This window comes from Actinomycetota bacterium, assembly GCA_036280995.1.
In the GTDB taxonomy this organism is placed as follows: Bacteria; Actinomycetota; CALGFH01; order CALGFH01; family CALGFH01; genus CALGFH01.
Map to the genome: position 1 here is coordinate 1 of DASUPQ010000617.1, position 10,826 is coordinate 10,826.

15 protein-coding genes are annotated in these 10,826 nt (G+C 72.0%); 13 read left to right on the top strand and 2 right to left on the bottom strand.

Annotated elements, in window-relative coordinates; genetic code table 11:
* From VF468_20785 to VF468_20800, 4 genes are all read left to right on the top strand, one after another.
* Positions 1-351 (top strand): hypothetical protein (locus VF468_20785; protein ID HEX5880727.1); only part of this gene is annotated, 351 nt, incomplete at its 5' end.
* A gap of 39 nt (positions 352-390) precedes the next feature.
* Positions 391-1,128: a maleylpyruvate isomerase family mycothiol-dependent enzyme gene (locus VF468_20790; GenBank protein ID HEX5880728.1), complete on the top strand. Its 738-nt coding sequence runs from the start codon at positions 391-393 to the stop codon at positions 1,126-1,128.
* 2 nt (positions 1,129-1,130) lie between these two features.
* Positions 1,131-1,730, top strand: coding sequence for a nitroreductase family protein (locus tag VF468_20795; GenBank protein HEX5880729.1), 600 nt, complete (start codon positions 1,131-1,133; stop codon positions 1,728-1,730).
* A 33-nt stretch (positions 1,731-1,763) separates the two neighbouring features.
* Positions 1,764-2,312, top strand: coding sequence for a type VI secretion system tube protein Hcp (locus VF468_20800; GenBank protein ID HEX5880730.1), 549 nt, complete (start codon positions 1,764-1,766; stop codon positions 2,310-2,312).
* A gap of 3 nt (positions 2,313-2,315) precedes the next feature.
* Here VF468_20800 and VF468_20805 read toward each other — a convergent pair whose 3' ends face one another.
* The gene (locus tag VF468_20805) at positions 2,316-2,501 is read right to left on the bottom strand and encodes a hypothetical protein (GenBank protein HEX5880731.1); all 186 of its coding nucleotides are present in this window, start codon (positions 2,499-2,501) and stop codon (positions 2,316-2,318) included.
* 29 nt (positions 2,502-2,530) lie between these two features.
* On the opposite strand from VF468_20805, the gene VF468_20810 reads away from it, so the two are divergent.
* The 7 genes from VF468_20810 to VF468_20840 all read left to right on the top strand — a co-directional run bounded on the left by VF468_20810 (position 2,531) and on the right by VF468_20840 (position 8,684).
* Positions 2,531-3,724: an aminotransferase class V-fold PLP-dependent enzyme gene (locus tag VF468_20810; protein HEX5880732.1), complete on the top strand. Its 1,194-nt coding sequence runs from the start codon at positions 2,531-2,533 to the stop codon at positions 3,722-3,724.
* Positions 3,721-4,488: a ParA family protein gene (locus tag VF468_20815; protein ID HEX5880733.1), complete on the top strand. Its 768-nt coding sequence runs from the start codon at positions 3,721-3,723 to the stop codon at positions 4,486-4,488. The genes VF468_20810 and VF468_20815 overlap by 4 nt, the downstream gene beginning before the upstream one ends.
* Positions 4,485-4,865: a hypothetical protein gene (locus tag VF468_20820; GenBank protein HEX5880734.1), complete on the top strand. Its 381-nt coding sequence runs from the start codon at positions 4,485-4,487 to the stop codon at positions 4,863-4,865. The genes VF468_20815 and VF468_20820 overlap by 4 nt, the downstream gene beginning before the upstream one ends.
* Positions 4,866-4,967: 102 nt before the next feature.
* The gene (locus VF468_20825; protein HEX5880735.1) at positions 4,968-5,147 is read left to right on the top strand and encodes a hypothetical protein; all 180 of its coding nucleotides are present in this window, start codon (positions 4,968-4,970) and stop codon (positions 5,145-5,147) included.
* A gap of 146 nt (positions 5,148-5,293) precedes the next feature.
* A complete protein-coding gene (locus VF468_20830; GenBank protein HEX5880736.1) occupies positions 5,294-5,521 on the top strand; it encodes a hypothetical protein in 228 nt (75 codons plus the stop codon).
* A 296-nt stretch (positions 5,522-5,817) separates the two neighbouring features.
* Complete coding sequence (locus VF468_20835; GenBank protein HEX5880737.1) at positions 5,818-6,765, top strand: DMT family transporter; 948 nt, start codon at positions 5,818-5,820, stop codon at positions 6,763-6,765.
* Positions 6,766-7,859: 1,094 nt separating this feature from the next.
* Positions 7,860-8,684: a hypothetical protein gene (locus VF468_20840; GenBank protein ID HEX5880738.1), complete on the top strand. Its 825-nt coding sequence runs from the start codon at positions 7,860-7,862 to the stop codon at positions 8,682-8,684.
* A 530-nt stretch (positions 8,685-9,214) separates the two neighbouring features.
* On the opposite strand, the gene VF468_20845 is transcribed toward VF468_20840, so the two are convergent.
* Positions 9,215-9,499, bottom strand: a complete 285-nt coding sequence (locus tag VF468_20845) for a hypothetical protein (protein HEX5880739.1) — start codon at positions 9,497-9,499, stop codon at positions 9,215-9,217.
* 348 nt (positions 9,500-9,847) lie between these two features.
* Here VF468_20845 and VF468_20850 point away from each other — a divergent pair, with 348 nt between their 5' ends.
* The gene (locus VF468_20850) at positions 9,848-10,141 is read left to right on the top strand and encodes a hypothetical protein (GenBank protein HEX5880740.1); all 294 of its coding nucleotides are present in this window, start codon (positions 9,848-9,850) and stop codon (positions 10,139-10,141) included.
* Positions 10,142-10,646: 505 nt separating this feature from the next.
* Positions 10,647-10,826 (top strand): hypothetical protein (locus tag VF468_20855; protein ID HEX5880741.1); only part of this gene is annotated, 180 nt, incomplete at its 3' end.

Sequence of the window (10,826 nt, forward strand, 5' to 3'; positions counted from 1 at the left end):
CTGGTCGACCCCTACGAGCGGCCCCCCCGCAACGGCGGCCGGCCAAGGAGCTCGCTGCTCAACCAGCGCACGGCCCGCCGCGCCGGTCGCCCGAACCTGGCCGAGCAGCTGGCCGAGGCCCGCGAGCTCGGCCTCGACGGCGCCGCCTGGGTGGCCCGCGGCCACGGCCCCGACGCCCTGGCCGCCGCCTGCGAGGTCCTCGACGCGGAACGGGTCGTCCTGCCCTCGGTCCTGGCCAGCCCGCCCCTGATCGACCGGGTCCGCGGCCACACCCTGGCCGCCTTCCGCCGCCGTGTTCCGGCCCGCATCACCCTGGCCGACCTCGACGGCACCCTGGCCGAGGTGGACTAGCCCCGAGCCGGCGTCGACGAGCTCTGGCAGACTGCCCGGATGCACATGAACGACTATCTCGAGGCGCTCCGCGACGACGGCGTGGCGCTGGCCGAGGCCGCCGGCAAGGGCCTCGACCCGGCGGTGCCGGCCTGCCAGGGGTGGACGGTGGCCGACCTGGTCCTGCACACCGGCATGGTGCACCGGCACAAGCTGGAGATCGTCCGGGGCCGCCTGGCCGGGCCGCCGGACCCGTGGCCGCCGCCGGCGCCCCCCCGGGCCGAGCTGCTCGGCTGGTACTCCGACGGCCTGGAGGAGCTGCTGACCGTGCTGGAGGCAACCGACCCCGAGACCCCGGTGTGGACCTTCCGCCGACCCGACCAGACGGCCGGCTTCTGGTACCGGCGCATGGCCCAGGAGACGGCCGTGCACCGGGTCGACGCCCAGAGCGCCCACGGCGACCCCGACCCGGTGCCCGCGGCCCTGGCCGCCGACGGGGTGGCCGAGCTGCTGGACGTGTTCCTGGCCCCGCATGCCGAGGGCTCACCCGTCGGCGGGCGCGGCGAGTCGCTGCACCTGCACGCCACCGACACCGAGGGCGAGTGGCTGCTGCGGCTGCTGCCGGCCGGGGTCGAGGTCGGCCAGGGCCACGCCCAGGGCGACGCCGTCGCCGCCGGCACCGCCTCCGACCTGCTGCTGTTCCTGTGGGGGCGGGCCGACGCCGACCCCCTGGAGCGCTCCGGCGACCCGGCCGTGCTGGCGCGGGTCCGGGAGCTGGCCGCCGCGGCCACGCAGTAGCCGTGGAGCTCCGGGAGGTCGTGCGGCGCCGGCGGATGGTGCGCCGCTTCGACCCCCGTCCCCTGCCCGCCGACGTCCTCGACCGCATCCTGCACAGCGCCACCAGGGCGCCCTCGGCAGGGTTCAGCCAGGGCCTCGACCTGCTGGTCCTGGAGGGGCCGGAGGCGGTCCGCGACTTCTGGCGGGCCACCGCCGACCCTCGCTTCGGCAAGCCCTACAGCACCGCCACCCCGCCCGTGCTGGTCCTTGTCCTCTCCGACAAGCAGGCCTACCTGGACCGCTACGGCGAGCCCGACAAGGCCGGGCTGGGCATGGACACCGAGGCGGGCTGGCCCGTCCCCTACTGGGACATGGACGCGGCCATGGCGGTGATGCTGATGCTGCTGACGGCCGTGGACGAGGGCGTCGGCGCCTGGTGGTTCGGAGTGTTCCACGGCGCCGAGGCGCTCCTGCGCGACCTCGGGGTGCCGCCCGGCCGGCGGCTCGTCGGGGTCGTCGCCCTCGGCTACCCGGCGGCCGACGACCGCCCGGGCGGCTCGGCCCGCACCCGCCCCCGCCGGCCCGTCGACCAGGTCGTCCACCGGGGCCGCTGGCGGCGTTGACACCGGCGGCCCGCCGGGCGTTGCATTCCCGCCATGCCGCCAGACCCCTGCGACCCGCGGACCGCCGCCCCCGGGGCGATCTGCCCGCCGGTGCCCGACCTCCCCGGCGGGCAGGCCACCGTCAGCGGCTTCGCCGAGGTCGACGGCATCCCCGGCGAGTCCACCGTCAAGGGGCACGAGAACGAGATCGACGTCGTCACCCTCCACTGGTGCGTCACCAACCAGACCGACCCCGGTGGTGGCGGCGGTGGCGGCGCCGGCAAGGCGGTGTTCGACGGCGTGGTCATCGGCAAGCACACCGACCTGGCCACCGTCCCGCTGGTCGAGGCGGCCGCCACCGGCCAGCACATCGAGCGGGTGGTGATCACCCTGGAGCGGGGGGCCAAGCCGCCGTTCGCGTTCCTGGTCGTCGAGCTGGAGGACGTGGTCGTCACCCGGGTCAACTCGAGCTGGAACGGCGGCCTGCCGGACGAGGAGGTCGCGTTCGGGTTCGGCCAGATCTGCTGGGAGTACCGCCGCAGCCCCTCGGCCAGCCCGGGCCGGTTCTGCTCCGACCTGCGAGGCGGCCGCCCCACCGGCTGAGCGTCAGCCGCTGAGCTCGTAGACGCGCCAGAACTCGTGCTCGACCGGCAGCACCCGCAGGCTCGGGGCGGTGAAGGTCTCGGCGACCTTCTCGTCGGCCACGACCACCACCCCGCCGTCGGCCGGGGCTGCCGACCCGGCCACCGCGTCGCGGCGCCCGGCCTCGTCGGCCGCGGTGTCGGTGGTCATCGGGCGTGCTCCCTGGCGATACTTACCGCATGCCGCCACCCGACCACCACACCCCCGGCCCGGCGGCCCCGCGGCCGCTCCCGGTGCAGCGGGAGCTGTTCGACATCCCCTCCGACGTCGCCTACTTCAACTGCGCCAGCCTGGCCCCGACGCTGCGGGCCTCCCGGGAGGCGGCCGAGGCGGCGCTGGCCCGGCGGGCCCGGCCGTGGCGGATCTCCAGCGACGACTGGTTCTCCGGCGCCGAGGAGCGCCGGGCCCTGTTCGCCCGGCTGGCCGGCGTCGACCCCGACGGCGTCGCCCTGGTCCCGGCGACCAGCTACGGCCTGGCCGTGGCCGCCGCCAACCTCCCCGCCGGCCCCGGCCGGCGGGTCCTGGTCCTGGCCGACGACTTCCCCTCCAACCGCTACACCTGGCAGCGGTTCGCCGGGCGCACCGGGGCCGCCCTGGTCACCGTGGAGCGGCGCGACGGCCGCACCTGGGGCGAGGCCGTGCTCGAGGAGCTGGACGAGCGGACCGCGGTGGTGGCCGTCCTGGCCACCCACTGGACCGACGGCGGGTCGGTCGACCTGGTCGCGATCGGCGAGCGGGCCCGCCAGGCCGGGGCCGCCCTGGTGGTCGACGCCAGCCAGGCCCTGGGGGCGGCACCGCTCGACCTGGCCGCCGTCCAGCCCGACTACCTGGTCACGGTCGGCTACAAGTGGCTGCTGGGCCCGTTCGCGCTCGGCTACCTCTACGTGGCCGAGCGGCACCGCGACGGCGTCCCGCTGGAGGAGAACTGGATCTCGCGCCTCGGGTCGGAGGACTTCGGCGCCCTGGTCGACTACCAGGACCGCTACCAGCCGGGGGCCCGCCGCTTCGACATCGGCCAGCGCAGCCACTTCGAGACCACCCCGATGGCCGTGGCCGCCCTCCGCCAGCTGCTCGACTGGGAGGTCGAGCGGGTCGCCGCCACCCTCGGCCAGGTCACCGGCCGCATCCAGCGCGAAGTCGCGGCCATCGGCCTCCGGCTGACCTCCGGCGACCGGGTCCCGCACATGCTCGGCATCGCCTTCCCCGACGAGGCGCGCGGGGCCGTGGCCGCCGCACTCGCCGGCGCCGGGGTGTTCGCCGGCGTCAGGGGCTCGTCCCTGCGCGTCTCCCCGCACCTGTGGACCACCGACCAGGACGTGGAGCGCCTGGTCGGCGCCCTGACCAAGGCGACGAACAGGATGGTGGCCTCGTGAAGACTCTGGGGACCTACAACATCAAGGGCGGGGTCGGGAAGACCGCCACCGCCGTCAACCTGGCCTGGCTGGCCGCCCGGGACGGCCAGCGGACCCTGCTCTGGGACCTCGACCCGCAGGGCGCGGCCAGCTACGTCCTCCGTGTCCGCCCCCACGTCAAGGGGGGCGGCAAGGCCCTCGTCCGCGGCAAGCGCTCCCTCGACCAGGCCGTCAAGCAGACCGAGTTCGAGCGTCTCGACCTGGTGCCCTCCGACTTCACCTACCGCAACCTCGACCTCGTCCTCGACGACGCCAAGAAGCCGACCCAGCGGCTCGCCCGCATGCTCGCCCCGCTCGCGGACGACTACGACGTGGCCATCCTCGACTCCCCGCCCGGCATCTCCCTGGTCTCCGAGAACGTCGTCCAGGCCGCCGGCACCCTGCTCGTCCCCCTCATCCCCACCACCCTGTCGGTCCGGACCCTGGAGCAGCTGACCGAGTTCGTGGCCGGGCTCGACCACCGGCCGGCCTTGTTCCCCTTCTTCACCATGGCCGACGGCCGCAAGCGCCTCCACCGCGAGGTGATGGAGGACCTCCGCGCCCGCCGCGACGACCTGGCGACCACGGTCATCCCCGCCCGCTCCCTGGTCGAGCAGATGGCCGTCCACCGCGCCCCCCTGCCCACCTTCTCCCCCCGCAGCCAGGTCACCCGCAGCTACGAGGAGCTGTGGGCCGAGGTCCGGCAACGCAGCGGCACCGCGTGGATCCCGAAGGGAGGCTCATGACGCAGGACTACGTCGCCGGAGCCTGCAACATCGGCCCGGCCGAGATCGCCCTCCGCCGCCGCGTCGGGCACGTCGGCCTGGCCACCACCGCCGTCCTCGCCGCCGCCCTCATCCGCTCCGACCTCCCCCGGCCCTGGCGCCTCACCCTCGCCCTCCCGGCCACCGGCGCCGCGGCCGGCTACCTCCAGGCCCGCTCCCGCTTCTGCGCCGACTTCGGGTTCCGGGGCGTCTACAACTTCGACCGCCCCGCCCGCCGACCCCAGGCCCGGGTCCCCACCGAGCAGGCGCGCCAGCAGGACCGCCGCCGCGCCCTCCGGATCGGCGCCGCCTCGGCCGCCATCGGGGTCGGGGTCGCGGTGGTCGCCTTGCTCGCCTGATCGAACATCATTGGGCCCGTCCGTCACCATCCTCCCGGCTCCGAAAGGCAAGATCGCCATGGACGTGGTCGTCGTCCCCCTGGTCTGGCAGGACGCGGCCCCATGAGCCTGCTGGTCCGCGACAACACCACCATCCGCCTCCAAGACCACTGGCCCACCCAGGACGACCTCGGCCTGCTGGTCCTGATGCCCGGCGGCGAAGCCGGGATCCTCACCAGCTGGTGGCACGCCCCCGACCATTCCGAGTGGCGCTGGCAGCTGGAGCTCTCCGGCCACCGCTAACCTCCCGAAGGACACGACGATGGTTCCCACAGCCACGACCGCCCTCGCCACCACCCGTGTCGGCGATCTCCACCGCCAAGCCCAGGTCAGCCCCTGGACACTCCTCGTGATGGACCGCCGCCAGGACGGGGACCATACTCATCCCCATGACAACGCCCACCCCAAGGTGCCCGACCTGCGGCGGCCTGCTCGCCCACGACCCGCATTCGTTCCCGTCACCTGGCGAGCGGCTCACACCATGGATGATCCATGACCTGCCGAGGATCGCCTGGATCGTGGAGCACCGGGCAGCAGAGCTGACCGACGAGGAGCGCCAGATCGTTCGCGACGCCACCACCCGGATGCTGCACGCCCTGGAGCACGACACCGTCTGAGCTGGTCGCCGTCACCGGTTGCTCAACTCCGCCGAGGGTGTTTGTCGGTGGAGATGATGGGACTCGAACCCACGACCCCTGCCTGCAAAGCCGGATCCGGCAGGATCGCCACCTCCGACGGCAGTGAACGCTGCCGGTCAAGAGGGGCAGAGTGTGTCCGTTGTTGTCCCCTGGAGACCGGGTCGTCGCCAGCCTCGTTGGCAAGTCGCGGGGAGGCGCGCGGCAGCAGGACACCAGAGGACTCAGCGGTCCATGCCATGCTGGTCGACGTGAGTTGAGCGGCGTAGCGTTCGCTCATGGCGGCCAACCGCGAGCGGGTGGCGCTCGCCTCCTTCATCATCGGCTCGGTGCTGGCCGGCGGCAATGCGGTGGGTGTCCGGTTCAGCAACCGCGAGCTGGCCCCGCTGTGGGGCGCCGGCCTGCGCTTCCTGGTGGCCGCCGGCCTGCTCGTGGCCGTCATGGCGGCGCTGCGCCAGCCGCCACCCCGGGGACGGGCACTAACCGGTGCGCTGCTGTATGGCGTGTTCAACTTCGGCGGTGCCTTCGCCCTTGCCTACTACGGGTTCGTCCAGGTGCACGCCGGGCTCGGCCAGACGCTGCTCGCGCTGGTGCCGCTGGCCACGCTGCTGCTCGCCGTCGCGCAGCGCCAGGAGCGCCTTCGCGTCGCGGCGGTCGTCGGTACGCTCCTCGCGCTTGCGGGGATCGCGGTGATGTCGCAGGCCCCGTTGCAGGGGTCGGTACCGCTGCTGTCATTGCTTGCCCTGGTGGGCAGCGCCTTGTGTTTCGCGGAGGCGGCGGTGCTGGTGCGCCGGTTCCCCCGTGTGCACCCGGTAGCCATGAACGCGGTGGGCATGTTGGCGGGTGGGGCGTTGCTGGTCGTCGGGTCGATGCTCGCCGGTGAGCCGCTGGTACTGCCCCAACGCGCCGCGACGTGGGTTGCGGTCGGCTATCTGGTCGTTGTTGGCTCGGTGGTGGTGTTCGTGCTCTACATCGTCGTGCTCCGCTACTGGAGCGCGTCCCGAGCGGCGTACACCTTCGTGCTCGTCCCGGTCGTCACCGTGGTGCTGTCGTGGTGGTTGGACGATGAACCAATCGGCGCCGCTCTGGTGCTCGGGGGTCTCTTGGTCTTGGCGGGGGTCTACGTCGGCGCGCTACGCCCCGCGCAGGTGCCACCGGCCCGTCCGGCGGTCCCATCGCCGGCCGAGGACGGCCGCCGCAGACGGCCGCCCGCAGGTCGGCCTTGAGGGTCTAGAGAAAAGTCTCCCAACGCCCTCAACAGCACGGACACGACGGAGCGGAACGCCGGCATGCTTCGCCCGCGTCCCGCACCGTCGCATCGCTGGTCGAGCTGGCGACCGGTCCTGGTTCCTCGTCGTCCTGGTCGTCGTCGCCCAACGGAGGCTCGACCCGAGCTCCGGTTGCCAAACCGGGGCGGCCGATACGATCTAGCTAGACGGGGGGCCAAGCAGAGAGCACTCGGGGCCACCGTGGAAGGGCCCGATCCCACGGGGACTCGGCAGGATCAGCGCGGCGGCCCCGAGTGCCGTCCTGTTAACCCTCGGGGAGGGCGGGGAATCCTCGCAGCCAGCCCTCCAGCGCCGCAGCAGCCGGTCATCTCTCCCGCCAAGAAGATCTGTCCCGACCGCTGCGGCACTGCCACCCTAGGCCTGAGCCTGTAGCTGCAAACGCTTCAATCGCGTCGAATCAGCGGGAAGTACCGATTCGCTGGCCGATGCAACTCGGACAGCAGCTGCAACTGGTGGCCGCCTATAAGCGAAGAGCGGGCGGCTCCCGCCGGGGGGGCCAAGCAGGATACCGCCCGCACTACTGGACCGGTTAAGTAAGTTTAGCGCTCGGGGGCCAGCAGCCGTTACATCGGGTTGCTCGCCGCTCGCGCTTGGCGAGGCGCTCCTCGGCCTCCAGCAGCCGACGAACCACCAGCAGCATGCGCATCAGGTCATCGAGCGCCTGGCTGGCGGCTTGCCAGTCCGGATTGCTGACCGCTCGGGTAAGGAGCGCGTGGGCTTGCTCGCGCTCCTCAGGGTCATCCGCGCGGGTCCTCCATCCCTCTCGCCCCCTCGATCCACTCAGGTCCTTTCCGACGCCGACGTGGACTGCTCGCCACCACCGCTTGGACCAGGCTCCACCCGGCCGCCTGACCGTTGTAAGCGCCGCGGGAAGGACAGTGAAAGGGCAACGTGGACACGCAGGTGGGGTTGTTGGCGGCCCGTGGTCTCCTACAGCGATGGCTGTACGACAGCCTGCCCTGGCGGCAGGCATGGGGGTTCCCAGCATGGCAAGACCACGACAGACGCCAACCACAGCAACGCCCGCCAGGGTGCCCAGGAAGCCCGCGGCCAGGAAGGGCCGGGAAGCGGCATCCAAGGCGCACACGGCCAAGCCGAATCTCTTCGATGACATCGCCCGGCAAGTCAACGCCGACCAGGAAGCCAAGGACCGGGCAGCCGGCCGGGACGACCTGACCCCGGCAGTGGCGAAATCCGTCGACCAGGCGACGGTGAAACCGTCGGGCATCAATCGGGCAGCGACGAGGCCAGGCACGCCGGCAAGGCCCGTGAAGCCCCCTCGGCCGACCAAGATCCAGGCGAACGGGAACGGCGTGAGCTTCAGTGGTCGGCCGACGACCAAGGTCGAAACGGTCGCCGCTCGGGTGAAGAAGGCCGGCCTCAGGGTCAGGGGCGATGCCGACGTCGATGCCGTCGCTGCCCGGTTGCGGGCGACGCCTGGGGCCGTGTCGGCGTGGCTGGCCACCCGCAGCGGTGCGCCGACCAAGCCCCAGGCGAAGGTCGGGACCAAGCAACCGGCCACGGCGAAGCCGAGGCAGATGATCCCTGACAAGGCGCCGACCATCACCCTTGGTCACCTCTGGGGTGACAGGCAGCCGGACTGGCTGTACCGCTGCACCCTGGTCACCCGCTACGAAGTCCGCCCGGATGGAACCGTCTGGAGCACCCTGGATCAGGTGCTCGGCCCGGACGGCAAGGTGGTCGAGGACTTCTGGCGCTTACCGCTGGATTTCAGACCGACCCAGCAGATCCAAGGCAACGGCCGGAAGCTGGTCCTCAAGGACCGGACCATCGCCGGCCTTCGGACCTGGCTCATCCGAGCAGGCTTGACCACGCCAAGAGACATCACGACATAAACGACCTAGCACGGCTGGCCAGCCAGCAGCTCGCCTGGCCCTCGATGACCTCCCAGCGCACCACCGCCCCACCGTCAAGGGCACCGAAGGGACGAGCGCAGCGAGCCTGCCCTTGACGGCTACACGGTGCACGACGGCTGCTGGTTCGGGGAGGGCCGACCGATGAGCGTGCCGGGTACGCGAAAGGCCTGGGCAGAGATGCCGACGGGTCGCAGGCGGTGGGTAACCGCGCCCCTGAGCGGCATTCCAGCGGCCAAATCGCACCCCCGGTTCCCGGCGACCACCCCCGAGGTCTCCGGACCCCCCCGAACACCGATCCTTCCGCTGTGTCCCCATCCCCTGCCGGTTCCGGCGGGCTCCTCTGTGTGTCCGCTGGACCTCTCGGGAGGACTGCGGTGAACCTGGCCGCCGGCACCGGCTGCCGTGTATGCCATCCAACCGCGAAGCGGGCAGGAGCGGCCGGGTGTTTGTGCTTTGGCCCTGCGCAGACGTGCGCAGCACTGGAAAGAGCAGTTGCGAGCCGTCAGGCGTTAGGTTGGGGAGCGGCCCTGCCCGGGCGGGTCGAGGGTGGAGACCAGCTGATAGGCCGCGTTCCAGCCACGGTCGATCCCGACCGCGCGCTCGACGAGCCGCCACTCGTCCTCGGTCGGGTCGGCCGGGTTCACGGCATTCCACGCCGCCGTGGTCGCCCGGTCGAGCCGCCGCAGCCCATTGGTGACCGCTGGCCCGTGCAGTTCGAGCGCGGCGACCGCGGCGGCGAGCTCGGTTCGGACGTCGGTCGGCACCAGGTCGGTCAGGTCGCGCGGCTCGGTCACGAAATCACCCTTCGAAAAGAACGGCCTAGCGGACGGGGGCGTTTCGCCCGTCTCTGACGCTGCCAGCTGCTCGGCGAGCTGGAAGGCGCGTTTCGGTTTCGGCGCGGGCTGAGGAACTGGCAGGGCTGCCAGCCCAGGTGGCGCTGTCGGACGGCGGCAAACCAGGCCGGTCGCCTCGTACCCCGGCCACCCGCTCGAGGAACCCAGTTGGGCGAGCAAGCTGGCCTAAACCAGGGCCTTGACGAGCCAACAGGGCTTGGTGCCAGGAGGTTGCCATGCCATGGACCGGGGAGGGCGAAGCGTGCCGGGCTTGTTGGTGGTTGAGGTGCTGCATGTAGAGCACTGCCCGTGCGTGCCGGCGGCGCTGTCGCTGCTCCAACGGATCTGCGCCGAGCTGAGCATCTGAGCATCGACGTTGAGATCCGCACCATCCTGATCACCGACCAGGCGTCGGCAGAACGGGCCCGGTTCCCGGGTTCCCCGACGGTCCGAGTGGCCGGCCGCGATGTGGAGCCTGCTGTTGAGCCGCCAGTCGAGTACACCCTGGAGTGTCGGCTGTACCGGCATGAGCATCGCCTGGCCGGCCATCCGCAGGAGCGCTGGGACCGCCATGCCCTAGTGGCGGCGGCCGGCCGGACGTGAACGCGGGCGCCCGACGCCCGGCAGCCGGCAACGCACCCGGCGCAGCGCCAATCCGGCCAAGACCAGCAGTCGCTACCGATCCGAGGCTGGCTGGCGCCACATCGGCCACAAGGGCGGCCCCTCGGGAGGAGCGAACGGATCCTCGGCCTGGAAGCCGGCTGCCTTGCGGACCTTATCGGCGACCTCCATGCAAGCCTCCCTCCATCGGCCTTCACCGGCGAGCAGAGCTTAGCGCCCTGGTCGGGCTGCCCAGTGGCGCCTGGGTCGATGCCCCGGTGACTGCCGTGTGGCTGCCGGGCCGAAGGGCGGCCTTCAGTCAGAGACCCTTACCAATTCAATGGTTGCCTGTTGTGTAAGTGACGGGGACTGGCTACACCTATGTCCTGGCCTTGTACGGGGGACCCTGCTGGCCGGGTCGATCCCGGTCCAGCGCAGCGGGACTGGGAGATCCAGGGGGCGACGCACCGCACTGGTTATGAGGACTTCCACGCCCACAGCGGCGGCCGTGACGCTCAGCCTTACCGGCCCGTTCGCCCGTCAAGGAATGGAGGCGGGCGCGGGGTTAGAGCTCTGGGCGGAGGAGGATGACGTCCGGTTGACCGTCGTGGACGACGGTGGCTCACGGTCGGCGGCGCTTCGGGCTTATGCCGCCTGGCTCGACCAAGATGTCGACCTGCTGATTGGA